Raw genomic sequence first — 25,480 nt, 5'->3', positions numbered from 1 at the left:
TTTATTAAAAGAATACGCCTAAATTTAAAGCAACGTAATGATTACGAATAGTGTTTTCTCCAGTTGAAATATTAGTAAAACCATTATTTAACGTAAGACCTGTCATGATGCTGGTTTTACCATTGATATTAAATTCTGCACCACCACCAATAATTAGCCCGGCTCTGTAAAAACGTGTCCAATCTGATGAATTTACATCATCTGCTAATTGTTTTCCATTTGACTCTGCGTCTTGTTTAGCACCTATTTTGATATCATTCGATAAACCAAACTGACCAAACCAACGAATATTGCCAAAATTGCCGGTCTTTAATTTAATAGTTAACGGAATTTCAACATACTGCATTTTATACTTAAGATTATAACTTACAGGTGTAGTACTGCTAACACTAGCGTGATAAGGTAAAGCATTTATTTCTGTGCTTTTACCATTAATAGTAGTAATGGTTAAACCCGTAGAAAAACTATAATTCTCCGCAAAATTAAAATCGCCAATTAAGCCATAAGAAAATCCTAAACTAACCCCATTGCTTTTGCCATTTTCTGCTTTGATATAGCCAAAGTTTGGATGCGCGGTTAACCCAAGCCTAAAACCATAATATGGAGCAGCATTTTCTTGAGCATAAAGATTCAATGTAAAAAAAAGGAATAGTATTGCGGTTACTGTTTTTTTCATGTTACTTGTGGTTATATTTGTTATTCATGGGTTATAACGTAAAACATCTTTCAAAACGGATGCCTTCGGCACAAATTTATCTATTTTTTCTGTGTGTAATGGTAATTTTTTCTTGCAAGCAGGATAAAAGACCAGATATCAGCAATAGTAAGCTCGATATAAAAATACAACGGTTTGACCAAGATTTGTACCGTGGTAAAAATAAAGATGTACAACAGACAGATAACTTTTTACAGCAGAAATATGGTTTCTTTTACGATGATTTTGTACACAGAATGGTGGGAAACCCCAATTTAACTGGAAAGGAAGTGTTAACTGGTTTATACAAAGACCAAGCCTATACAGATTTAAATAACGAGGTAGATAGCATTTATCCTAATTTAAAAACTGTAGAGAAAGAGTTAACGCAGAGTTTCAAATACATCAAATATTATTATCCAAAAGCAAAAGTTCCTCATTTTATTGCTCATTTATCTGGTTTTGCTTACCAAATTACAACAGGCGACGATTATATGAGCATTGGTTTAGATATGTTTTTAGGCAGAAACAGTAAATTCTATGGCGCTATTGTGCAAAGTATTCCAATGTATCAATCTAGAAGATTTGAGCCACAATATATTATACCAAGAGTTACCGAAGTCTATGCAAGAGAGGAGTTATTTCCAGAGCGTGATGAAGATCAGACCTTGCTGGCAAAAATGATTCACAATGGTAAAATTCTATATTTTATGGATCAAGTTTTACCAGAAACAACAGCTGACACCGTTAAAATTGGCTATACAGGAAAACAATTAGCATGGTGCCAAAATTACGAAGGCAACATTTGGGGTTTCTTTTTAGAGAACGATTTATTATACCAAAGTGATAATCAAAAAATACAAACCTTTTTAACAGATGGGCCATTTACACCAGGCATAGGAGAGAAAAGGTCATCAGCGCCTAAATTAGGGGTTTGGTTAGGTTGGCAAATTGTAAGAAAGTACATGGCAGAAAACCCAACTATAACTTTACAGCAGTTAATGGTCGAAGCAGATGCGCAAAAAATATTAACCAAAGCGAAATACAAGCCTAAAGAAAACCAGTAATTAAAACGTGTCATCCTAAGCTGGTCGAAGGACAGTGAACATTATCACCAATGAACTAATGAAACAAATAAAACCCAAAAAGAAAATCGGCATTGTATTATCTGGCGGAGGCATTAGAGGTATTGCACATTTAGGAATTTTAAAAGCCTTTATGAATGCAGGCATCAAATTTAGTCATGTAAGTGGTACAAGTGCTGGTTCTATTGCTGGTGCATTTTATGCAGCAGGTATCGACCCAGAAGAAGGGTTAAACATCTTTATGCGGACCAAACTTTTACGATTTATACGCCCTGCATTAGGCTCTTTAGGTTTAATTAATATCGAGAACGTAAGAGATGTTTTAAGTGAATATTTTCCTCACGATAAAATAGAAGACCTCAAAATTCCTTTAACCATTTGTGCAACAAACTTTAGCGAGGGTAATTTAGTATATTTTACAAAAGGCCCTTTAATTAGAGCAATATTGGCATCAAGTTGCATACCAGGGATTTTTAGACCAATTATGATTGAGAACCAAATGTTTGTGGATGGAGGAATCTTAAACAATTTTCCGGTAGAACCTTTGCTAAATAACTGCGACTACATTATCGGTTCTTCCTGCAATCACTTAAAACCAGTGGATAAAATAGTCAGGATTTCTCACCTCATGCAGCGAGCAGGAATAATGTCTATTAATCATGATATGGAGCGGAAAGCTAAGTTTTGCGATTTATTAATTGAGCCCAAAGGAATGGGCGAAATTAGCACATTCGACATGAAAAAAGCAGAAACCATTTATTGGTTAGCTCACGAAGAAGCATTAAGAGCAATTAAAAATAGCGAGAGTTTTCAAGAGTTGATACACGCTTAATAATTCAAAGCCACCAATCGCTCTCCCTCTAAAACAGGAATAGCTTTACACACATCTAGTTTTAAGCAAAATTGCACATCCTCTTCAATGTTTAAGGCAGCCAATCTATGACTATGAGAAGATTTATGCAAATAAGTTCTCAAGTCATCCTTAGCCATTAAATACATGTCCTCTGCCACAACGCAAGCATCATCGCTATGTTTAAAATCATTGCGCAAAGCATTTACAACAGCTCCCGCAAACAAGGTATCCTCTAAATTGAAATTATCTTTCCACCCAGCACAAAGCAACAACACATTTTTATCCTGTGTTTTTAGCCAATTACATAAAGCAGTTATGTTTAAAAAAGAGCCAATCACCACTTGGTGCGCTCTTTCATGCGCCATATGCATTGCCTTAGTGCCATTGGTAGTAGTTAGCACAACCGTTTTGCCACCAACCTTTTCTTTAGTATAAGAAAAAGGCGAATTTCCGAAATCATACCCTTCAACAACCTCGCCATTTCGCTCTGCGGCTAATAAAAACCCTTGATCAGCGTAAGCCAAACAATCTTCAACATTCGAAACCGGAATAATCGTCTCTGCACCATTATCTATCCCATAAGTAATTGATGATGTAGCTCTAAGTATATCAATAACCACAACTATACTATTTTCAATAGCATATAAATGTAGCAGAGCAGGTGTTAAGCAAACTTCAATTGTTCTAGACATATTGGGATTGTGAGTTGAGAGGTATGAGTTACAAGCTAGGTATTCAAACCTGCAACACTATTTATAAGTTGCAAGTTGTATGCATCCAAATCTTCAACACACAACCCGCAACCCGTAATACTATTTATAAAATGGAAACTTAACCAGTTTAGCTTTGATCTTGTTATTTCTAATATCGATAAAGATTTCTGTACCCTCTTTAGCAAATTCTTTTTTCACATAACCCATTCCAATTGCCTTTTGTAAAGATGGAGACTGTGTACCCGAAGTTACTTTTCCAATCACATTTCCTTCAACATCCACAATAGGGTAATCATGACGTGGGATACCACGATCAATCATTTCAAAACCAATTAATTTACGTTCAACACCAGCCTCTTTTTGTGCTAATAATGCTTCCGAATTCGTAAATGGTTTAGTGAATTTTGTAATCCATCCTAAACCAGCTTCAATAGGTGATGTCGTATCGTCAATGTCATTTCCATACAAACAGAAACCCATTTCTAAACGTAAGGTATCACGAGCCGCTAAACCAATTGGCATAATTCCATATTCAGCACCAGCAGCAAAAACAGCATCCCACATTTGCTCAGCATATTTATTCTCAAAATAAATTTCAAAACCACCAGCACCAGTATAACCTGTTGCCGAAACTACCACATTTTCAACACCAGCAAAAGTTCCTTTTTTAAAAGAATAATATTCCATTGATGCTAAATCAATATCCGTTAAACTTTGCAAAGCATCCGCAGCTTTAGGACCTTGTATTGCTAAAAGTGAAGTTTGATCAGAAATGTTATGCATCTCTACATTACCAGTATTGTATTTTTGTATCCAATTCCAATCCTTCTCAATGTTCGATGCGTTAACCACCAACATATACGTCTTCTCGTCAATACGATACACCAATAAATCATCAACAATACCGCCATCAGTGTTTGGTAAGCAAGAATATTGCACCTTACCATCGTATAATTTCGATGCATCATTACTCGTTACTCGCTGAATTAAATCTAAAGCATCTTCACCTTTTAAAATAAATTCGCCCATATGACTCACATCAAAAACACCAACCCCGTTTCTAACGGTAGCATGCTCTACATTAATACCTTGATATTGTACAGGCATATTGTAACCTGCAAACGGCACCATTTTAGCACCTAGTGATATGTGTTTTTCTGTTAATGCAGTATTCTTCATTGTAATTTATATAATCTTAGCTGGTAAAAATACTAAGAATACCTCAATGTTTTAAGGTTAAGTTAATTTAAAGGAGCTCAATAGTCGAAAAACAAAGGCAGCATTTCATCACAATTCTAGCCCCGCTTGCGTTGCAATATATGTGTGAATTTGTAATGCTGAGCTTGTCGAAGCATCTACAACACAAAAATGATTTCCACTTCCTCGATAGTTATCTGGTAAAAAGGAAATCTGGCTATGTAAAAAAGAAGTAAGACAATGGTAATGGCCTAACTATTCACCAAAATCGTATAAATCTCTAACATCCGCGTTGCATTACCATTAATATCATGGTCTCGTTCTACGGTTTTACGAGCCTGTTTGCCAATTTCTCTCCAGCGGTTAGGTTGAGTAATGCATTGTAAAATCGAACGGTAAAATTCATCAGGGGTATCAGCAATTAAGATATCTTTTCCATGTTGACACTTAATGCCTTCTGCAGCCATAGTAGTAGCAATAATGCATTTTTGCATAGCCATGCCTTCAATAATTTTTACCCGCATACCACTACCCGATAACAAAGGCACAATCATGATGGCTTTAGAATTCATAAACTCTACCGCATCAAAAACTTCACCCTCAACTATTAAATTATCCGAATCGTAATCAAAAAATTGCTTTTGCATATTCTTACCAGCAATGTAAAAACGCAATTCGCCACTTAATTTTTCAATATCTGGCCAAATTTCATCTAAGAACCATTCCAATCCCTCTTTGTTTGGCCGCCAATCCATTGCACCTAAATGGAACAAAGTAGGGAAACTAGTCTTCTTTATATCAACTTGGTATTTTTCAAAATCTATCGCTACTGGAAAAACAGCTAACCGCGTTTGACAACCTAATCTCAATATGTTTTGCCTATCGGAATCGCTTATTGCAAATACTTGATGAAATCGATTAATCTGCTCTGTCTCGTACACCTTTAATCGACGAGATAAAAATTCTAAATATTTTCTACGTGGTGTAAACTGCTCACGTGCTGCCAAACGTTCCCACACATCAAACTCTATATTATGCGCCCTATAAATCAGCTTTGCTTTGCTATTTTCTTTAACAAGATCTAAATAAGGAACAACAAATAATCCCTCAAACTGAATAATATCGAATTCATTTTCTTTTAACACATTCTCTAAAAGTTTAGCTGCATCATCATCGTAAAAACGTGAAACGTTATAAGATTGGTTAGAGAAAATATTGAAGAAAGCACCCCAAATATTTACTTCGGTATCAACATTAAAAGAATGAAAATTGATTCGCTCAAAAATTGGGTCGTAAATATCATCAACATCCACCTTGTGTTTTGATGCATTAATACTGAATAATGAAACCTCTACATTTAGGTTAAGCAAGCCCTTTATGGTATTATACACCACAATTGGATAACCGCTATTTGGTGGAAATGGAACACGATTTGTTAAAATGAGTACTTTCACACCATGAATTTACGAATTATCCTATTGCTTCAAAAGAAAGACTGATTTGAGGATCGCTTACATTAAAAGTTTTACGATGATATGGTGACAAACCAGTTTCAACTACTGCTCTTCTATGTTCAATGGTTGGATATCCCTTATTTTGTTTCCAATTATATGTCGGATACTCTGAATGAAGGTTGGCCATGTATTCATCGCGATGTGTTTTTGCTAAAATTGAAGCTGCAGCGATATTAAGGTATTTTCCATCGCCTTTTACAATACAACAGTGTGGAATATCTGAAAAAGCCTTAAACCTATTGCCATCAATAATTAAATGCTGCGGAATAATCATTAGTTTTTCTATCGCCCTATGCATGGCCAAAAAAGATGCATTTAATATATTAATTCTATCTATTTCTTCGTGGTCTACTGATGCAACAGCCCAAGCTAGTGCTTCTCTTTCAATTATAGGCCTTAATTCGTCACGCTGCTCATGTGTTAATTGTTTCGAATCATTTAGTCCTTCTAAGTAGAAATTTTTCCGTAAAATTACAGCAGCAGCAAACACTGGCCCAGCTAAGCATCCTCTTCCAGCTTCATCGCACCCGGCTTCAATTAACTCTAAATGGTAGCAGTTTAGTAACACTATACAAAGTTAAAAAATAGATTACACAGATTCATTAGATAGATTTATTGGCTTTACTCTAAACAGAAGTATTTTGACCTTTTACATCAAAAGCATCGCGTAAGCCAATAGCTAATAAATTAAACGCATAAACAGTAAGCATAATTGCCAAGCCTGGTAAAATTGCTAAATAGGCTGCATCCATAATGATGTAGCCGTAATGTTCCTTAATCATAGTACCCCAACTTGGCATAGGTGGTTGTGCGCCAAAGCCTAAAAAACTTAAGCCAGTTTCCAATAAAATTGCGGATGCAAAATTAGCTGATGCGACTACTAAAATTGGACCAGCTATATTAGGTAAAATATGTTTTGCAATGGTGCGACTTGTAGAAAAACCCAATGCTTTGGCAGCTTCTACAAATTCTACTTCTTTTAAGGCCATAACCTGTCCACGCACTAAACGAGCAACATCTACCCAAGTTGATAAACCAACCGCAATAAAGATTTGCCAAAAGCCTTTACCTAAAGCAAAAGAAATGGCTATAACAAGTAATAAAGAAGGCAATGACCAAATTACGTTCATAAACCAACTGATATTTGCATCAGTTTTACCACCAAAATAACCCGCAATTGCGCCTAAACTTACACCAATACATAGCGAGATTAATACAGCCATTAAACCTACTGAAAGCGAAACGCGAATACCCAAAATTAATCTACTTAATAAATCTCGTCCGTAAATATCTGTACCTAAATAAAAAGTTTGTGTATACCGATTTGTACCAGAAACTAAAGGATAAGCAATTTCTTCTGCCTGCTCATCATCACCAATATATTCTCTAGCATATACTTTATTTCCTACTTTGCGATAGGAGGTAATTGGAATACTTTTAAAATTTGCTTCTTGTCCGTACAACATTTTCTCAAAAAAATTCACTTTTTTTATGTTGTTGTTTCTGCTGATGATTAAGAAATTGAATGATCTACCAGGTTTTTTATTGGTAATTTGCAAATGCATGGAGTTGGCATAAGGAGTTTGATCTGGCGTAATTAAATAACCTAAAATACCCATTACCATCAATAAAATAATAAATATCAATCCGCCAAACGCTAGTCTATTGCGTTTAAATCTATTCCATATTTTCTTCGAAGGACTGTTATTATTCATCTTAATTATTTAACCATGCGGTCTTTCCAATTGTATTTACCAAAGTTACCAGCAATACCGATATAAACGAAGTAAATAATATGCAGGATATTCATTATTGGCAGTAAAACTAATAATTGTTTCCGTTTAAAGAAGTAAGTTATGCTGTTCAAAAAAATCAATTCTATACCAATTTTACAAATTAATTGAAAAACTAAAAACCATATACTTTCTCCAGCAGGGAAAATAATAGCTAATAGTGTATTTATAATGATACTAAGGTTAAATAGCCAAATACTTATGCCCAAAACAATAACCAATTTGTCTTTATATCGAGTGCTTTTTGATGCCCAACGTTTACGTTGTTGTATAAATTCACTTATTGTTGGTTTAGCATGGGTGTAAACTACTGCATCTTTGTTTTTTAAGAAACCTATTTTTCCTTCGTAAATTGCTGCCATTTTATGCAATAATAATTCATCATCTCCAGATGCTAAATCATCAATTCCTTTAAAGCCACCAACATCAAAAAATGCTTCTCGCTCATAAGCTAGGTTTGCACCATTACATGTACTTGGATTGTTGTTACCAATAGTTGAGGCACCTAAACCAATTAGAAATGAAAATTCTAAGGTTTGTATTCTTTCAAAAAAACTTTTCTCTTCAAAATAAGCCACAGGCGAAGAAATCATTTTATAATGATTAGTTTCATAATAATTTACAATGGTCTTTAGCCAATTGGATCCCATTCTGCAATCTGCATCTGTAGTAATAATGAGGGTTCCGGTTGCTTCTCCTATAGCAGTTTGTATTGCCTTTTTCTTGTAAGAGTTTAAAGCATTTGCTTCATTAAGTTGTATTAATTTTACATCTTGATTTGCATAAGAAGCTATAATCTGTGAAGTTTTATCGGTAGAATGGTCATCAATTACAATAATTTCAACTAGATTTTTATCGTAGTCTTGAGCTAAGAGGTCATCGATGGTTTTACTTATTTTGTCCTCTTCATTACGAGCGGCAATTAATATAGAAACCTTTGTTTTTGCAACGTTGTCATTCCGTTTATACGGAATAATTTTTGCCCAACCTCGTATAAATGTACTAACTACAAACACATAAATTAGGGTTAAAAAAACGGTAAAATAACTAAGTACGCTGATTACTTCCAAAGAAATTGAGTTTAAAAACGAAATAAGATCCTAATATAGCAGGAATTATAATATTGATGAGCCAAATACTTGCAATACATGCTACAACTGCCGTGTTTTGTTGCGTTACATATTTAAAGAAAAATAAGGCTGTAACACTTCTAATGCCAATATCTAATAAATCTAATGAGGGTAATGAAGATTGAACAAAAAATAAAATACTGACTAACATCATGATGTCTAAAAAACGAAGCTCGGGAATAAGCCACAAAAACATGATAAAATATTGGGTACTGAAAACAAAGTAACGAGCTAAACAAAAGAGTAAAATTTTAAGTAATTCTGTTTTTTTATAGCGAGCTAAAATGGAATAGAATTTTTTATACTTTCTGGTAAAACGCATGGATAATAAAATTCCATTTAACCACTTTATATTGAAGAAGAATATAATAAAGAACAAACAAAACCCAATTGCTATAGCGCAAACTGCTAAAAACAAGCGATGGTCTATTGGAGTAAATCTGTAAATAAAAATACAAACGGCAATTGCACCAAAAAAATTGGTTAGCACTAACTGTCCAATGTTACCCACTGCCATAGCTACTACACCAACTATCCTTCTTTTGGGCGAAAGAAAAAATACTCTTCCTCCGTATTCTCCCAATCGGTTTGGCGTAAAAACTGCCCAAGTTAATCCACAAAAAACAGATTCGATGGCCAGCCATATACTAATTGGTTCGACTTGTTTGATTAATCGTTTCCATTTTACAGCTTCTAACCCCCAATTTATAAGCATTAAAGCAATAACAATAGAAAGTATTGTCCAGATTTGAGATTTAGGCATTGCAGTTAATAGCGAGATAAATTTCTTTAAATCGTTATTAGCGATCAGTTTTACATAGATAAACCAAAATGCAAAAACTACAATCGCGATTTTAATACTGATGGAAAATATTTTTTTGTATTGAGGTGTCAAATTTTTGCTTTTTGATTGTGCAAATATGCTTAATATTGTTTTATGTTGGTTGAAAAAAAGGAACGTGTTATCATGGGGATCGACCCAGGTACAGCCATTATGGGTTACGGTATTGTTTTAGAAAAGGGAAATAAAATTGAGTTGGTTGGCATGGGCATTGTAAAAATGAATCATTTAGAGGATCACTTTTTAAAACTTCAACGCATTTTTGAAAAAACAATTGCTTTAATTGATGAATATAAACCTGATGTTTTAGCTATTGAAGCTCCTTTTTATGGTAAAAACATTCAGGTAATGTTAAAGTTGGGTAGAGCTCAGGGAATTGCAATGGCTGCTGCTTTATCAAGAAATATCTCGGTTACGGAATATGCTCCTCGAAAAATTAAACAATCTATAACTGGTAAAGGAACAGCCAGCAAAGAGCAAGTTGCCGCAATGTTACAACGATTGTTGGGCTTTCAAGAAACTCCTGAATTTTTAGATGCTACAGATGGTTTAGCTGTTGCTGTTTGTCACTCTTTTCAGCGAATTAGCACTGCTGGAACTGGTAAATCTTATTCTGGTTGGGATGCTTTTGTAAAAGATAATAAGAAGAGAATTAAGTAATAGTACTTACCTTATCTACTTGGTACACAAAATTCAATTTAACAGGTTCTCCATAATAGGCTACTTCTAACTCTCCAATCTTTTTAGCGCCTAATTTTTCTGCAGCTTTTTGAGAACGGAAATTAGTTTCGCCAATGTGTAGGATTATTTTATCTACAAATTGAAACGCGTAGTTAAACATTAAGTTTTTTAAAGCTTTGTTATGACCTTTGCCCCAATAATCTCGTCCAATAAAAGTATAACCAACAGTCACAGAACTGTTTTCTTCATCTAATTCGTAGTACCTAGAGCTTCCAACAATTTTTCCGGTTTCTTTCTCATACACTAAAAAAGCACCTTTAGATTCCATTGCTCCTTTAAAGAAATTTTGAAACACTTCTCTTTGATAACGATTTTTATTAGGATGCTGTTCCCAAATTAGTGGATCTGAAGCTACTGCATATAACTTTTCAAAATCTTCATCTTGCAATGGAACAATCTTGATCAGATCATTTTCAAGTGTGGGTTGTAAATTAAATTCCATTAGTTAATTATTTGCTAAGTTTTTTAATTGGCTTTAATAGCAACTTTTTAAACTCAACCTCAGCGCCTTCCGCTTGCAATGCAATCTGTCCTTTATCTACCGTACAATTCGTTCCCTCATTAACTAAAAACCCGTTTACCCAAACTTTTACCGAATTTTTAAAACATTCAATCACCATTTTATTCCATTCGCCTAAAGGTTTTTCGCTGCCGTCTGTTAGGTTTTTAATTCTGCGTAACTTATTTCCATTAACACCCCAATTTTCCTTCGGTCCACGACGAGCTTCCATATCAGGAACAGTAATATCTTCCTCAATACACCAAAAATCTCCAGCATCTTGATGTTGCATTTGAACTTCTAAAGATTTTGGAAACATGCCATACAATGCTCTCGGCGTTGAAGCATGAATTAATACACCGCAATTTCCAGGTTTCCCCGCAAAGCGATATTCAACTTCCAAACGATAATCTTTATAAATGGCATCTGTAATTAAGTGACCTCGTGGATCGCCAAGACTAACCAACAATCCTTTTCTTACAATAAAAGCATCAGGAGTTTTTGGATCTTTATCTTTAGCTGGTACATCTGCATGCCAACCGTTTAGAGTTTTCCCGTCAAAAAGACTTTTTTGTTGAGCAAAAGCTGAAGATATAGATAATCCAATTGTAATAAAAATAAGGATGAGCTTGAATTTTTGCATGATTTTTAGGTTTGATCTTCTCAAATATAATCATCTAAATTAAAAAAGCCATTTAGCTTTAACTAAATGGCTTTGTATAAAATAAGTTTTTACTTTACTTAATCTTCTACAGTTTCATTATTTATTCCGACCTCATCTTTAACTTCTTCTTTAAAATAACGTTTTTGGAAAATTAAAATGGCAATTACACCAACTGAAATTGCAGCATCTGCTAAATTAAATACTGGTCTGAAAAACTCAAATGATTCGTTGCCCCATATAGGAAACCAAGAAGGAAATGTTCCTTTAACAATTGGAAAATAAAGCATATCTACTACTCTTCCATGGAAAAGAGTTTCATACTTATAAATCACGCCATAAAATACAGAATCGATAATATTACCTAATGCTCCTGCAAAAATCAAGGCCACATTTAATATTAAGCCACGGTGATATTTGCGTTTTATTAAATAATGCAAGCCATATCCAATTCCAATCACAGCAAGCACTCTAAATAAGGATAAAGCCAGTTTGCCAAATTCACCACCAAACTCTAATCCAAATGCCATCCCATTATTTTCGGTAAAGTGGATAATAAACCAATCGCCAATAATTTTAAATTCCTGACCTAAAAACATATGTGTTTTAATCCAAGTTTTTAAAACCTGATCGGCAATTAAAACCAGAAAAATAAGTAGTAAGGGTTTTGTATAGCCTTTCATTAACCTTGTTTCAATTTAGCTTCCATGCTCAACGTAGCATGAGGTACAGCACGTAAGCGTTCTTTTTGTATTAACTTTCCAGTTTCTCTACAGATACCATAAGTTTTATTTTCAATGCGCACTAAAGCAGCCTCTAAATTATCAATAAACTTTTTTTGACGAGCAGCTAATTGGTTAATCTGTTCTTTTTCTAAAGTTGCAGAACCATCTTCGAGTGTTTTGTAAGCACCAGAAGTATCTTCAGTTCCGTGCGAATTTGGGTTACTTAACGACGAGGTTAGTGAAAGAAACTCTTCTCTTGAACTTTTTAATTTTCCTTGGATCAGCTCTTTAAACTCTTGTAATTCGCTATCAGAATAGCGGGTTTTCTCAGTTTTTTCCATATTATTTTATTGTTTTGCAATCGAAATTTGTAGTTCAACATCTTCGATTACTATTTTGTTTCCATTATCTATGCTTTCTGACAAAATTAGGTCATTAGCTAATATTTCTGCGCAAATGTAGGCTTTGTTTTGCATTACTGCGTCCGCAATAATATTATCGTGTTGTAAATTTACAGTAATGCGATCCGTAACTTCAAAATTCAATTCTTTTCTCAAGTTTTGAATGCGATTAATTAACTCACGCGATAAACCTTCTTGTTTCAACGCAGTTGTAATACTTACATCTAAAGCAACGGTTAAATTCCCCAAATTGGTCACTTGCCAACCTGGAATGTCTTCAGCAATAATTTCTACATCACTTAGAATGATCGAGTAATTTGTGTTAGGTATTTCAATAGAACCTTCTTTTTCAAATTTAGCTAAATCTTCTTGCGAAATATTTTGAATCGCGTCAGCGACTAATTTCATATCCTTACCAACTTTTGCACCTAAAGCTTTAAAGTTTGGTTTTACTTTTTTCTTGATAAAACCAGCGGTATCTTTTATGAAATCTATTTCTTTAATGTTAGTTTCCGATAAAATTAAATCTTTAACCAATTCAACTTTGGTTTGGAAATTATCATCTAGTACTGGAATTAAAACCTTTGCCAAAGGTTGACGAACATTAATTCCCATTTTCTTTCTCAACGATAAAACCATCGAAGAAATGTTCTGAGCCAATTCCATTCGTTCATTTAAATCGTAGTCGATTAATGTTTCATCAACTTCATTCCAAATAGTTAAGTGAACAGATTTTGCAGTATGAACTTCAGGATTTGCTTCTGTTAGTCTGATGTATAACCAATCTGCAAAGAACGGAGCAATTGGGCTCATGATTTGAGAAATGGTCATTAAACAAGTAAATAACGTTTCGTAAGCTGCTTTTTTATCTTCCGTCATTTCGCCTTTCCAGAAACGGCGACGAGATAAACGAATGTACCAGTTACTTAAGTGTTCGTCAACAAAAGTTTGGATTGCTCGAGCTGCCTTTGTCGGTTCATAAGCTTCGTAACTTTCATCAACTTCTTTAATTAAAGTTTGCAATAAAGATAAAATCCAACGGTCTAATTCACTTCTTTGTGCAATTGGCGTTTGATTTTCTAAATCAATTTCAAACTTGTCGATATTTGCATAAAGTGCGAAGAATGAGTAGGTGTTATAAAGTGTTCCGAAGAATTTACGGCGAACTTCATCTAACCCATCAAGGCTAAACTTCAAGTTATCCCATGGTGATGCATTTGAAATCATGTACCAACGCGTAGCATCGGCACTATACGTATTTATTGTGCTGAATGGGTCAACTGCATTGCCTAAACGTTTAGACATTTTGTTGCCATTTTTATCTAACACTAGTCCGTTAGAAACCACATTTTTATATGCAACACCTAAATTGTTTACGTGTTTATTAATTGCTTTTATTTCATCGCTACTTTCGCTTAACATTACCGCAATTGCGTGTAAAGTAAAGAACCAACCACGAGTTTGGTCAACACCTTCAGCTATAAAATCTGCTGGATATGCATTTTCAAATTCTTCCTTGTTCTCAAAAGGGAAGTGCCATTGTGCATAAGGCATCGCACCGCTATCAAACCAAACATCGATAAGGTCTAATTCACGAGTCATTTTTTCTCCATTCGCAGATACTAAAATCACATCATCAACATACGGACGGTGCATGTCTTTTAGCTCAAAACCAGTAGACATAAAACCAGCATCAATAGATTTTTTGATTTCTGCATTCAGTTCCGATATAGAACCAATGCATTTTTCTTCCAAACCATCCGCTGTGCGCCAAATTGGTAATGGTGTACCCCAATAACGGGAACGAGATAAATTCCAATCCACCAAATTCTCTAACCAGTTGCCAAAACGACCAGTTCCAGTAGCTTCAGGTTTCCAGTTAATGGTTTTATTTAATTCAACCATTTTCTCCTTAACGGCTGTTGTTTTGATAAACCAGCTATCCAATGGATAATATAAAACTGGTTTGTCTGTACGCCAGCAATGCGGATAAGTGTGAACGTATTTCTCTACCTTAAAGGCTTTATTTTCTTCTTTTAATTGGATGGCCAACTCAACATCAACAGATTTTTCTGGCGCATCGCCATCTGCATAATATTCGTTTTTAACGTATTTACCTCCATAATTACCACCTAAAGATGCAATGAATTTTCCTTGTAAATCTACTAAAGGGACAGCGTTACCTTTATCATCTAACACCAACATTGGTGGAACTTCTGGTGTCGCCAATTTAGCAACACGAGCATCATCAGCACCAAAAGTAGGAGCAGTGTGCACAATACCAGTTCCATCTTCCGTGGTTACGAAATCACCAGCAATTACCCTAAAAGCATTTTCTGGGTTTTGATAGGGAAGGGCATAAGGCAATAATTGTTCATATTTAATGCCAACTAAATCAGCGCCAACAAATTCGGCTAATACTTGATAAGGGATTTTTTTATCTTCTGCTCTGAAGTTGTTAAAATCTTCATCAGCTTCTGCTAAAAAGTACTTGCCAGCAAACTGTTTACCTACCAAAGCTTTTGCCAAGATAACTTGGATTGGCTCAAATGTATATTGATTGAAAGTTTTAACTAAAACGTAATCAATTTTTGGTCCGACGGTTAAAGCAGTATTACTTGGTAAAGTCCAAGGAGTAGTTGTCCAAGCTAAAAAGTGAACCGTTCCAAAGGTTTTTAAAGCAGCTGGTAAAGTATAATCAATTGCTTTAAATTGAGCAACAATAGTGGTATCACTTACATCGCGGTAAGTTCCAGGTTGGTTCAATTCATGTGAACTTAAGCCAGTTCCTGCAGCAGGCGAGTAAGGTTGTACGGTATAACCTTTATATAATAATCCTTTTTCGTAGAACGATTTTAATATCCACCAAAGAGTTTCGATATATTCGTTGTGATAGGTAACGTATGGTTTTTCTAAATCAACCCAATAACCCATCTTTTCGGTCAAGTCATTCCAAACATCAGTATAACGCATTACCTCTTCTTTACAGGCTGAGTTATATTCTTCAACAGAAATTTTCTTGCCGATATCGTCTTTGGTAATACCTAATTTTTTCTCCACAGCAAGTTCTATTGGAAGACCATGCGTATCCCATCCGCCTTTGCGTTTAACTTGGTAACCTTTTAGGGTTTTGTAACGGCAAAAAATATCTTTAATAGCACGAGCCATTACGTGGTGAATACCAGGCATTCCGTTTGCAGAAGGCGGTCCTTCGTAAAAAGTGAATGGGTTAGCTTTTGAACGAGTTGAAATGCTTTTTTCAAATATCATTTCTTCTTTCCAAAACTTAAGTATTTCTTCTCCTATTTTAGCTAGTTCTAAAGTTTTAAATTCCCTATACATCAATCAAGTATCTCCAAAAATTAAAGGATGCAAAGCTAAGGTTTTAGAATGAATTTTGGTAGTTTTGAAGTCAATTTGTTTTATGGATAAAAGACTAAAAACCGGACTAATATTTATGGTAGCTGCAGTGGTATTAATGCCTGCTGCAATTTTGCTTAAAAATAGCAATGAAACATTAACTGTGGTGTTGCTTATTTTTACTATGTTATTAGAACTTATTGGTTTAATCTTTGTTATAATGAGCATGTTAAGAAGAAAAAAAATCTAAAAGCTTAGGTTATGATAAATGCGTTAAGATTAAGAAAAGGTGTTATTGCAATTATTTTAGGAATAATTGCGCTTATTGTTGCTCAAATAATGAGTAGTAAGCATATTGAAAATAGCAATATTGTTTTAGCTATTTCTGGAGTTCTTTTAATTGTAGGATCTTTAGTTCTTTTATATCCGATTTTATTTGCCAAAAAAGTTGATAATGAAGGAGAAGTGGTTGAACTAAAACCTGTTGAAAAAGAACCTTTAGAAGGAGAGAATGTAGTTTAATTTACAGTGTTTTTCCAGTGGTCTGCTGTCATTTGGAATTTAATTTCTCCTTTTCAATGTGTTCCAATTATCTTCCAACCTGCTTTTTTATAGAATTGCTCTGCTCTGGTATTTGGTGAAGTTCCAAGCCAAACATTAATATTTGTTTGACTGAAATACCAATCTAACATCATATCATGAAGTTTTCTTCCAATACCCTGTCTTTCAAATTCAGGAGCTAAAAACAATGCCCAAATATTATTTTCTTTTAAATCTACTATGGAAAAACCTACAATTTCAGAATTAATTTCACAGACCCAACCTTTTCCTCGATTCAAAATGTAGTCTTCAACATCCCTGTCAGGCACCAAATTTGGGTCAGATAAAGTATTTTCTTTAACCGAGTTTCTAACTAGTTGAATTTGTTTAATATCTTGTATTGTCGCTTCCCTAAAAATCATTCTATAATTAATGATCAATCTTTTCTTCATTCATCGCCGCTTCATCTGCTGGTATTAATTTGCGAGCTTTCTTAGCATCTAACCATAACATTAATGCTGGTAATAAGGTTAAATTGAAAACCAAGGCCACAATTAAGGTAATAGAAAGTAATAAACCTAAAACTACTGTACCGCCAAAAGTTGATGCAGTGAAAATGCCAAATCCAAAAAATAAGATTAATGCAATGTGAGTCATGCTTACCCCTGTTTCTCTAATTGTATCTGAAACCACTTTCACAACACTATAATTTGTCAAAGTTAATTCTTGCTGATAGCGTGTTAAAAAGTAAATAGTTTGATCAGAAGCTAAGCCAAAGGCTATTGTGAAAATTAAAATTGTTGATGGCTTAAGTGGAATATTAAAATAGCCCATCAGCCCTGCTGTAATTACCAAAGGAACAATATTTGGTAATAAAGAGATGAACATAATGCCTAAGCTTCTAAACTGTGCCAAACGCAAAAGTGAGATTAAAACAATTGCTAATCCGATACTCTCGAATAAATGTTTTAACAGATAATCTGTTCCTTTTGAGAAAATAATACTCGATCCTGTTAATTCAACATTATATCTTTTAGGTGATAAAATAGAATCAATTCTAGGTTTAAGTTCTAGCAAAACTGCATCTAATCGCTTTGAACCAATATCAGCCATTTGAAAACTTACACGAGCAGTTTGCTTATCCTTATCTACAAAATTGGTGAGCATATTTCCATTGCCTTTACCAGAGTTGGCAGCATAGGCTAATATGAAATTCTTTTCAATATCTGTTGGTAAACGATAAAATGTAGAATCGCCATTGTAAAAAGCTTGAGAAGCATATTTTAATCCAGTGTTTAAAGAAATAGAACGTGAAAATTCTGGATAGGAAGCAATCATGCGCTCCATTTTATCAATTTTATTTAGTGTTGAAATACTTAAAATTCCATTTTTCTTTTTAGTGTCAACACTAATTTCTAATGGTAAAATTCCTTCAAAATTCTTTTCAAAAAACTTTAAATCTGTTAAAATTTGAGAACTTTTAGGTAAATCATCTACCACATAACCATTTATATTTATTTTATAAATTCCGATAAATGATATAGCAGTTAAAATAAGTGTCACAACATAAATTAATACACTTTTATTTTGAACTAATACATCAGTTTTTGCTAATAAATGATCTAAAAAATTAGGGACATGCTTAGCATTTGCTTTACCTTTTGGTATTGGCAAATAGCTAAAAATAATTGGAATTAAGCATAAACACATTAACCATGTAAACATTACATTTAAAGCGGCTACACTACCAAATTGCATTAATAATTCGCTACCAGTAAAATATAAAACGCCAAAACCAATTGCTGCGGTTACATTTGCAATTAATGTGGTAACGGCAATTCTTTCAATAGTAATGGCGAGGGCTTTTTGTTTATCGCCATGTTTTTTGAGTTCATTATGGTATTTATTTAACAACAAAATACTATTTGGAATACCAATAATTACAATCAGTGGCGGAATTAATCCTGTTAAAATGGTAATCTCATAACCAAATAATACCAAAGTGCCAATACTCCATATAACACCCATAATTACCACCAAAATAGGGAAGAATACGGCGTAAAAACTTCTGAAGAAAATCAATAATATTAATGCAGAAACTAGAATGGACAGGCCTAAGAAAAGTACAAATTCGTTAGAAACTAATTTACTTGTTGCGGTTCTAATAAATGGCAATCCAGATAAATGAACTTGTATGTTTGTGCTTTTTTCAAAGGCTTTTGCTTTTGCTTCTATTTCTTTTAATATCGGGTTTCTGTTAACAGAATTTAATATTTTAGGATCAAAAGTGATGGCCATTAATGTAGCGTTACTTTCTTTATTAAATAACAATCCACTATAAAAAGGCATTCCTTGTATCTTGTTTTTTAACGAATCCATTTCCGTATCCGTTTTAACTAAACCATTTGGAATTGGACTAACCATGAATTTTTGATTAACTGTGTCTTTTTGCAATTCAAACAGCTTTCCTATAGATAAAACACCTTTTATTCCTTTTAATTTTTGGATTTCATCTGATAATTGTATCCACTTATTATAGTTTTCTTTTTTGTAAATACCTGGGCTTTGAACGCCAAGAACCATTACACTTCCATCTTCTCCAAAAGTCTTTTTAAACGCGTTATACTTAATAAAAACCGAATCTGTTAATGGTAAAATTTTACTGCCAGCGTAAGAAAGTTTTAAATTTCGAGCATGCCAAGCCATAAAAATGGTTGCAACAAGAAAAAAAAGTATAATAAGAATTCGGTTTTGAAGTATAGCTCTGGAGAGTTTAGCCCACATAATCAACTGCGTTTTAAAAAAGTAAAGAAAGTATAAAAATGGCTTAATGCAAAATCTACACCGATATTTCGCTTTAGTTTAACATAAAAAAAGTGGTATTGTTTTGTATTGAAATACATCATCCCACAATTTTGATGTATTTTAGCATTATCATGAAAAGGTTTTTAAAGAGTTTTTTGTATGCATTAAAAGGTTTAGCATATGCTTTTAAAACGCAACTAAATTTTAAAATTCATTGCTTTTCTGGAGTTTTTGTAATTGCATTAGGATTTTACCTCAATCTATCCATTATAGAATGGTTGTGGATTAGCTTGGCAATTGCATTGGTTCTAGTTTTAGAATTAATTAATACTGCAATAGAGGTTTTGGTAGATTTAGTGTCGCCACAGCAACAGCCAAAAGCTGGAGCAATTAAAGATATTTCAGCAGCTGCGGTTTTAATCTCAGCTTTGCTTGCTTTAGGTATCGGATTACTTATTTTTGTGCCAAAGTTGATTTAGTAAATGCTGCACAAAACTCGTGGAATTGTTTTAAAAACTACTTTGTATAGCGAGAGCAGCGTAATTGTTCAAGTTTTTACGGACAAGTTTGGCATACAATCGTACTTAATTAATGGCGTAAAAAAGGCAAAAGCTAAGATACCGATGAATGTTTTGCAGCCTTTACATTTATTGGATTTGGTAGTATATCATAAAATGAATACGCAAATTCAACGCGTAGCCGAAGCTCGGCCATCGCCAGTTTTTCGCTCTATTCCTTATCATGTCATCAAAAATACAATTGTTCAATTTCTAAATGAAGTACTCTATAAAAGCATCCGACAGCAAAATACAGATGAAAACCTTTTTGACTTTATTTATAATGCGATGATTTGGTTTGATGAAACGGATGAACTGAGTATAAATTTTCATTTAGCTTTTTTGCTTAAACTATCTCGATTTTTAGGTTTTGCTCCACATGCTCAAACTCGCACCGATCAAAAATATTTCGATTTGCAAGAAGGAGATTTTACTTCTATACCCCCAATTCACCCTAATTTTATTCATAAAACTGAAGCCGATTACTTTTTATTGTTATTTACCACTCCATTTGAAAGACTAAATGAAATAAAAATCGATAATAAAATTAGGCGATTAATTTTAGATAAAATATTGGTTTACTATATGTTACATACGGCTTCTTTTGGGCAAATTAAATCTCATCAAATATTAGAAGAAGTGCTTTCTTAAAAAAAGTAAAATTATTTTTGCAAAACAGTTAGAAGACACTATATTTGCAATCCCAAAACGAAGGAACACTTATTAAGTTTTGAAGTAAAGGGATAATAAAAGGGAGCTTAGCTCAGCTGGTTCAGAGCACCTCGTTTACACCGAGGGGGTCGGGGGTTCGAACCCCTCAGCTCCCACCAAAAGCCTTAGAGAAATCTAAGGCTTTTTTATTTTAAAAGCATACATTTAGTAAAAAATCCTTTCATACTTATGGATAGTGCTCGCAAAAGAAGAATTGTATCTCTTATCATTATCGTGGTAATCGCAATAGTTATTGCCAAAGCTTGCAATTTTAACATTGAAAATATATTTTCAGGTAATTCCTAAACTATCTTTTAGCTAAAAAATGTTAACCCTTAGTTAATATCTGCACCTGATTCTGATTTTCTTTTTCTATTTTTAAATCCATGAACTTTAAACTAGGGGTAGCATGGTTATTAATACTATTTGGCCTTAAATCAGTTGCACAGCAAAAGCACGAATCCTATACACAAAAATTAGAAGGCACAAAACTTTCATTTGATATGCAGGCCATACCAGGTGGAAATTTTTTAATGGGGAGTAAAAATGGCAATGCCGATGAAAAACCAATTCATAAAGTAAAACTCGATCCATTTTGGATGAGCAAAGTGGAAGTAACTTGGGATATTTTTGAACCCTTTCTTTACAAAGATTACGAAGTAAACAACACTGTATCTGTTTCTGCACAAGTTGACGCCGTTACTCGACCAACAAAGCCGTATTTAGACATGACTTTTGGGATGGGAAAGCAAAATCATCCTGCGCTTGCAATGACTCAATATAATGCGATCCAGTTTTGTAAATGGTTGTATGCTAGAACAGGTGTTTTTTATCGCTTACCAACTGAAGCAGAATGGGAGTATGCTTGTAAGGCAGGAAGTAATGAAGATTATTACTTTGGGAACGACAGCAAAAAATTAAACGAATATGCGTGGTTTGGTTCAAACAGTGAAAAGAAAACGCATGAAGTTGGTTTAAAAAAACCAAATGCTTGGGGTTTGTATGATATGCTTGGAAACGTTGCAGAATGGACATACGATGAATATAAACCTGATTTTTATGCGAGTTCTGGTCAAACGGAAGTTAATAACCCTATAGCAGTTGCTGATAAATTATATCCGTTAGTTATTCGTGGAGGTTCTTATGAAGACGATGCAAAAGCACTTCGCTCTGCAGCAAGAAGAGCATCTGATCCAGTTTGGAAGCAAATTGATCCTCAAATACCTAAAAGTAATTGGTGGTTTCCAGAGGCTCCGTTTATTGGCATACGCTTAGTACGACCATTTAACGCTCCTACAAAAGAAGAAATTGATGCTTATTATAATCGACCTCCAATAGCAGATTACTAACTAAATATACACACCTGATAAACCAAAACTAATGAACGACAACAACAAAACACACAACGAACGTAGAGAATTTTTAAAAGCCTCTGCACTTGTAGCTGGCGGCGTATTGATGAGCGGCTATTCTTGGGCAGGCATGCCTTCTTCTAACGATGATACTATTAAAATTGCTTTAATAGGTTGTGGAGACAGAGGAACGGGAGCTGCTTTTCAAGCTTTAAGTACTAAGTTTAATTTAAAATTGGTAGCAATGGCCGATGCTTTTCAAGATCGCCTTGATAATAGTTATAAAGCTATTTCCACTAAATTTGGAGCTAAAGTTGATGTGCCTAAAGAGCGTCAGTTTGTAGGTTTTGATGGCTATAAACAAGCTATTGCTTTAGCAGATGTAGTTTTATTGGTAACTCCTCCAGGTTTCAGACCAATTCATTTTGAAGAAGCCATAAAACAAGGAAAACATGTTTTCATGGAAAAACCTGTAGCAGTAGATTCTCCAGGAATTAGAAAAGTTTTAGCAGCAGCAGAATTAGCAAAACAGAAAAAACTAAATGTAGTGGTAGGCTTGCAACGCAGATACCAAACCAATTATAGAGAGGTTTTAAAGCGAATTGAAGATGGTAAAATAGGAGATATTGTTTCTGGACAGGTATATTGGAATAGTGGTGGCGTTTGGGTAAAACCACGTACAGCAAATCAGACTGAAATGGAATATCAAATGCGAAATTGGTATTACTTTAATTGGTTATGTGGAGATCACATTGTAGAACAACACGTACACAATATAGATATCGCAAATTGGGTAAAAAATGCGTATCCAGTTTCTATTCAGGGTACTGGAAGTAGAGCTTGGAGAACAGGTAAAAATTACGGAGAAATTTATGATAATCATGCAGTAGAACTTACTTATGCAGATGGTTCAGTAATTTACAGTCAATGTCGACATTTTGAAGGAACAAATAACCGCGTTGATGAGAGTTTTCAAGGTACAAAAGGTAGAGTTTATCTTTCAGCCAATAATTCAGGAATTTTATGGGATCACAATGGCAAAGAACTGTTTAGCCATAATACAAAAGGGAATGCCAACCCTTACCAAACAGAGCATGATGAATTATTTGCAGCAATTACTAACAACGAATATAAATTTTGGGATGCAGAACGAGCAGCTAAGAGTTGTTTCACAGCTATAGTTGGTCGTTATGCAACGTATTCTGGAGAAGTTATTAAATGGGATGATGCTTTGAAAGCTGAAAATAACCTCTTCCCAGATCAATTAAGTTGGGATGCTAAACCAAGAGTTTTACCAGATGCAAACGGACTTTATCCGATAGCAATGCCAGGTAAAACCAAAGTTTTGGGCTAATCGTAAACTTAATGCAATCACATTTAAAATACTTTTTAATAATATCACTTATTTTTCTTTCCGCAGCAAATCGTTTGCCTTTACGTGAGTTTAAAATGAGTGGTTATGCACAAGGAACAAGTTATTCGATCAGCTATTTTGCTGTAGATAGCTTAGTTTCTCAAACGCAAGTAGATAGTATTTTAAATGTGATTGATTTATCAATGTCGCTATACAAACCAAATTCAGCCATTAATAAATTCAATACATCTGAAACAGGAATAGCGCTAAATTCTCATTTTGAAAAAGTAGTAAAACAATCGTTTGATATTTATAAAGATAGCAACGGCATATTCGACATTACTGTTGCACCTTTAGTTCAGTATTGGGGTTTTGGGCCTAAATCATTAACAGAAAAACCAAATACGCAAACCATCGAAAGCTTAATGCAATGTATTGGAATGGATAAACTTGAGCTCACAGAAAATTACTTATCCAAAAAGAAACCCTGCATTAGCATAGATTTAAATGGCATTGCGCAAGGATATTCTGTAGATGTGATAGCAGATTTTATGCTTGCCAAGGGGATTAAAATATTTGTGGTAGAAATTGGCGGAGAATTACGCGTAAAAGGGCCTAAACCAGATGGTAAAACAATGCGCATTGGTATTGAAGGACCAAGTGAAACTCCAAATGCAGAGCCAAGTATTAAACACATCATGTCGTTTACAGAAGGCGCAGTAACTACATCAGGTAATTACCGTAAATATTTAACTAACGGATCAAAAAAAATCTCTCATTTAATTAATCCAAAAACAGGTTATCCGTTAGCTAATGAAATGATAAGTGCAACAGTTTTTGCACCAGATGCACTAACTGCCGATGGTTACGACAATGTACTTATGGGAATGACAGTAAAAGAAGCCTTAACCTTTGTTGAAGCGCATAAAAATTTAGAGGCATACCTCATATATAAAAAATCTGATGGTAAAATAGTCGACACGCTCACCACTGGTTTTAAAAAGATGATTATCAATTAATATGTTATTTAATGTTAATTTCGTAATCATTAAATCTCAATTTTCTATTTTTAAAAGTTATGATATTTATAGAGAATGAACACTTAAAGGTATCTTTTGCAGCAAAGGGTGCAGAGTTACAAAGCATTTTAGGCACAGATAGTTTAACAGAATATATGTGGAGTGGCGACACCAATTATTGGGGTAAGTTTAGTCCTGTTTTATTTCCTATAGTTGGTGCATTAAAAAATAATTCTTATCAATTTGAAGGTAAAACATACCAGTTATCACGACATGGATTTGCTCGAGATATGGAATTTGAATACCATCACATCAATGAACAAGAAATTCTTTTTACACTTACGCATAGCGAAGAAACTTTAAAAATTTATCCTTTTCAGTTTAGATTAAGTTTGCGGTATAAACTCTCACATGCAAGTTTATCCTGTACGTATGAAGTGACCAATCCTGCAGAAAAAGATTTGCTATTCTCTATCGGTGGACATCCAGCGTTTGCTGTTCCTTTAAATAATGAAGGTACATATACAAACTACTATTTGCAGTTTAACAAGGACTCGGAATTAACCTATCATCACATTGTTAATAATTTAATTTCAGATGAAAAATCTGTTTTAAAACTTGATGATGGCAAACTTACTTTACAACACAAGTTGTTTTACGAGGATGCTTTAGTTTTTAAAAAGTTAAAGAGCGATCGTATTTCTATCTTAAACACTAAGAATTACAATGGCTTAGAATTCATCTTTAAGGATTTTCCCTACTTTGGCATTTGGGCCGCAAAAGATGCAGATTTTGTTTGCTTAGAACCTTGGTGTGGCATTGCCGATGGTGTAAATCATAATCAGCAATTAAAAGATAAAGAAGGCATAGTTACATTAGCTCCAAAACAAGATTGGCAAAGAACTTGGCAAGTAACTTTCTTTTAAATAAACTAT

The 25,480-nt window shown here is 34.1% G+C and carries 26 protein-coding genes and 1 tRNA gene; 11 read left to right on the top strand and 16 right to left on the bottom strand.

The genetic code is table 11. The features are described from left to right. Nucleotides 1–4 precede the first annotated feature (4 nt). Nucleotides 5–676, bottom strand: coding sequence for a porin family protein (locus ACHMWN_RS02460; protein WP_397297461.1), 672 nt, complete (start codon nucleotides 674–676; stop codon nucleotides 5–7). A 26-nt stretch (nucleotides 677–702) separates the two neighbouring features. On the opposite strand from ACHMWN_RS02460, the gene gldB reads away from it, so the two are divergent. Next, nucleotides 703–1,761 carry a gliding motility lipoprotein GldB gene (gldB, locus tag ACHMWN_RS02455; protein WP_397297459.1) on the top strand — a complete coding sequence of 353 codons (1,059 nt, stop codon included), beginning with the start codon at nucleotides 703–705 and terminating at the stop codon, nucleotides 1,759–1,761. Between the two features lie 58 nt (nucleotides 1,762–1,819). After that, nucleotides 1,820–2,611 (top strand): patatin-like phospholipase family protein, encoded by a 792-nt coding sequence (locus ACHMWN_RS02450; protein WP_397297458.1) that lies wholly within the window; start codon nucleotides 1,820–1,822, stop codon nucleotides 2,609–2,611. Here the strand turns inward: ACHMWN_RS02450 and ACHMWN_RS02445 are convergent. The 7 genes from ACHMWN_RS02445 to ACHMWN_RS02415 form a co-directional block, all read right to left on the bottom strand. Continuing rightward, on the bottom strand, nucleotides 2,608–3,324 hold the full coding sequence (locus ACHMWN_RS02445) for a 2-phosphosulfolactate phosphatase (protein ID WP_397297456.1): 717 nt from the start codon (nucleotides 3,322–3,324) through the stop codon (nucleotides 2,608–2,610). The genes ACHMWN_RS02450 and ACHMWN_RS02445 overlap by 4 nt on opposite strands. A 120-nt stretch (nucleotides 3,325–3,444) precedes the next feature. Then, entirely contained in the window at nucleotides 3,445–4,524 is a 1,080-nt protein-coding gene (gene gcvT / locus ACHMWN_RS02440) for a glycine cleavage system aminomethyltransferase GcvT (protein WP_397297455.1), read from the bottom strand. 269 nt (nucleotides 4,525–4,793) lie between these two features. After that, the gene (locus tag ACHMWN_RS02435; RefSeq protein WP_397297453.1) at nucleotides 4,794–5,996 is read right to left on the bottom strand and encodes a glycosyltransferase family 4 protein; all 1,203 of its coding nucleotides are present in this window, start codon (nucleotides 5,994–5,996) and stop codon (nucleotides 4,794–4,796) included. Nucleotides 5,997–6,012: 16 nt separating this feature from the next. After that, on the bottom strand, nucleotides 6,013–6,624 hold the full coding sequence (locus ACHMWN_RS02430) for a ribonuclease HII (protein WP_397297451.1): 612 nt from the start codon (nucleotides 6,622–6,624) through the stop codon (nucleotides 6,013–6,015). A gap of 58 nt (nucleotides 6,625–6,682) precedes the next feature. Further along, nucleotides 6,683–7,771 carry an ABC transporter permease gene (locus tag ACHMWN_RS02425; RefSeq protein ID WP_397297450.1) on the bottom strand — a complete coding sequence of 363 codons (1,089 nt, stop codon included), beginning with the start codon at nucleotides 7,769–7,771 and terminating at the stop codon, nucleotides 6,683–6,685. A gap of 5 nt (nucleotides 7,772–7,776) precedes the next feature. Beyond that, nucleotides 7,777–8,919, bottom strand: a complete 1,143-nt coding sequence (locus ACHMWN_RS02420; RefSeq protein ID WP_397297449.1) for a glycosyltransferase — start codon at nucleotides 8,917–8,919, stop codon at nucleotides 7,777–7,779. Further along, nucleotides 8,897–9,874, bottom strand: coding sequence for a hypothetical protein (locus tag ACHMWN_RS02415; RefSeq protein WP_397297447.1), 978 nt, complete (start codon nucleotides 9,872–9,874; stop codon nucleotides 8,897–8,899). Before ACHMWN_RS02415 ends, ACHMWN_RS02420 begins: the two co-directional genes overlap by 23 nt. Nucleotides 9,875–9,916: 42 nt before the next feature. Between ACHMWN_RS02415 and ruvC the strand changes: the two genes are divergently transcribed. Beyond that, nucleotides 9,917–10,480 carry a crossover junction endodeoxyribonuclease RuvC gene (gene ruvC / locus ACHMWN_RS02410; RefSeq protein ID WP_397297445.1) on the top strand — a complete coding sequence of 188 codons (564 nt, stop codon included), beginning with the start codon at nucleotides 9,917–9,919 and terminating at the stop codon, nucleotides 10,478–10,480. On the opposite strand, the gene ACHMWN_RS02405 is transcribed toward ruvC, so the two are convergent. From ACHMWN_RS02405 to ACHMWN_RS02380, 6 genes are all read right to left on the bottom strand, one after another. Next, on the bottom strand, nucleotides 10,473–11,003 hold the full coding sequence (locus ACHMWN_RS02405) for a GNAT family N-acetyltransferase (RefSeq protein WP_397297443.1): 531 nt from the start codon (nucleotides 11,001–11,003) through the stop codon (nucleotides 10,473–10,475). The two genes, ruvC and ACHMWN_RS02405, sit on opposite strands and share 8 nt — an antisense overlap. A 7-nt stretch (nucleotides 11,004–11,010) precedes the next feature. Beyond that, on the bottom strand, nucleotides 11,011–11,703 hold the full coding sequence (locus tag ACHMWN_RS02400) for a DUF1080 domain-containing protein (RefSeq protein WP_397297442.1): 693 nt from the start codon (nucleotides 11,701–11,703) through the stop codon (nucleotides 11,011–11,013). Nucleotides 11,704–11,801: 98 nt separating this feature from the next. Further along, nucleotides 11,802–12,404, bottom strand: a complete 603-nt coding sequence (locus tag ACHMWN_RS02395) for a lipoprotein signal peptidase (RefSeq protein WP_173271669.1) — start codon at nucleotides 12,402–12,404, stop codon at nucleotides 11,802–11,804. After that, nucleotides 12,404–12,787 (bottom strand): TraR/DksA C4-type zinc finger protein, encoded by a 384-nt coding sequence (locus tag ACHMWN_RS02390; protein ID WP_173271671.1) that lies wholly within the window; start codon nucleotides 12,785–12,787, stop codon nucleotides 12,404–12,406. Before ACHMWN_RS02390 ends, ACHMWN_RS02395 begins: the two co-directional genes overlap by 1 nt. 6 nt (nucleotides 12,788–12,793) lie before the next feature. Beyond that, nucleotides 12,794–16,189 (bottom strand): isoleucine--tRNA ligase, encoded by a 3,396-nt coding sequence (ileS, locus tag ACHMWN_RS02385; protein ID WP_397297440.1) that lies wholly within the window; start codon nucleotides 16,187–16,189, stop codon nucleotides 12,794–12,796. Between the two features lie 3 nt (nucleotides 16,190–16,192). Further along, nucleotides 16,193–16,435, bottom strand: coding sequence for a hypothetical protein (locus ACHMWN_RS02380; RefSeq protein ID WP_397297438.1), 243 nt, complete (start codon nucleotides 16,433–16,435; stop codon nucleotides 16,193–16,195). A 33-nt stretch (nucleotides 16,436–16,468) separates the two neighbouring features. Here ACHMWN_RS02380 and ACHMWN_RS02375 point away from each other — a divergent pair, with 33 nt between their 5' ends. Continuing rightward, entirely contained in the window at nucleotides 16,469–16,729 is a 261-nt protein-coding gene (locus ACHMWN_RS02375) for an isoleucyl-tRNA synthetase (protein WP_397297437.1), read from the top strand. 53 nt (nucleotides 16,730–16,782) lie between these two features. Here the strand turns inward: ACHMWN_RS02375 and ACHMWN_RS02370 are convergent, their stop codons facing one another. Together ACHMWN_RS02370 and ACHMWN_RS02365 are read right to left on the bottom strand one after the other, a co-directional pair. Further along, nucleotides 16,783–17,199 (bottom strand): GNAT family N-acetyltransferase, encoded by a 417-nt coding sequence (locus ACHMWN_RS02370; RefSeq protein WP_397297435.1) that lies wholly within the window; start codon nucleotides 17,197–17,199, stop codon nucleotides 16,783–16,785. Beyond that, a complete protein-coding gene (locus ACHMWN_RS02365) occupies nucleotides 17,177–19,531 on the bottom strand; it encodes an RND family transporter (protein WP_397297433.1) in 2,355 nt (784 codons plus the stop codon). The genes ACHMWN_RS02370 and ACHMWN_RS02365 overlap by 23 nt, the downstream gene beginning before the upstream one ends. Before the next feature lie 152 nt (nucleotides 19,532–19,683). Here ACHMWN_RS02365 and ACHMWN_RS02360 point away from each other — a divergent pair, with 152 nt between their 5' ends. The 7 genes from ACHMWN_RS02360 (at nucleotide 19,684) to ACHMWN_RS02330 (ending at nucleotide 25,471) form a co-directional block, all read left to right on the top strand. After that, nucleotides 19,684–20,031, top strand: coding sequence for a diacylglycerol kinase family protein (locus ACHMWN_RS02360; RefSeq protein WP_397297431.1), 348 nt, complete (start codon nucleotides 19,684–19,686; stop codon nucleotides 20,029–20,031). 3 nt (nucleotides 20,032–20,034) lie between these two features. Continuing rightward, nucleotides 20,035–20,760, top strand: coding sequence for a DNA repair protein RecO (gene recO / locus ACHMWN_RS02355; RefSeq protein ID WP_397297430.1), 726 nt, complete (start codon nucleotides 20,035–20,037; stop codon nucleotides 20,758–20,760). A 101-nt stretch (nucleotides 20,761–20,861) separates the two neighbouring features. Continuing rightward, nucleotides 20,862–20,939, top strand: a tRNA-Val gene (locus tag ACHMWN_RS02350). Nucleotides 20,940–21,206: 267 nt separating this feature from the next. Continuing rightward, entirely contained in the window at nucleotides 21,207–22,169 is a 963-nt protein-coding gene (locus tag ACHMWN_RS02345) for a formylglycine-generating enzyme family protein (RefSeq protein WP_397297429.1), read from the top strand. A 31-nt stretch (nucleotides 22,170–22,200) separates the two neighbouring features. Further along, the gene (locus ACHMWN_RS02340) at nucleotides 22,201–23,526 is read left to right on the top strand and encodes a Gfo/Idh/MocA family protein (protein WP_397297427.1); all 1,326 of its coding nucleotides are present in this window, start codon (nucleotides 22,201–22,203) and stop codon (nucleotides 23,524–23,526) included. An 11-nt stretch (nucleotides 23,527–23,537) separates the two neighbouring features. After that, the gene (locus ACHMWN_RS02335) at nucleotides 23,538–24,545 is read left to right on the top strand and encodes an FAD:protein FMN transferase (RefSeq protein ID WP_397297425.1); all 1,008 of its coding nucleotides are present in this window, start codon (nucleotides 23,538–23,540) and stop codon (nucleotides 24,543–24,545) included. 59 nt (nucleotides 24,546–24,604) lie between these two features. Beyond that, complete coding sequence (locus ACHMWN_RS02330) at nucleotides 24,605–25,471, top strand: aldose 1-epimerase family protein (RefSeq protein ID WP_397297424.1); 867 nt, start codon at nucleotides 24,605–24,607, stop codon at nucleotides 25,469–25,471. The last annotated feature ends 9 nt before the right edge of the window (nucleotides 25,472–25,480 follow it).

It is taken from the genome of Pedobacter sp. UC225_61, assembly GCF_044452285.1.
In the GTDB taxonomy this organism is placed as follows: domain Bacteria; phylum Bacteroidota; class Bacteroidia; order Sphingobacteriales; family Sphingobacteriaceae; genus Pedobacter.
Note: the sequence above shows the minus strand (reverse complement) of the source record. Positions and strands in the feature narration are given on the sequence as shown.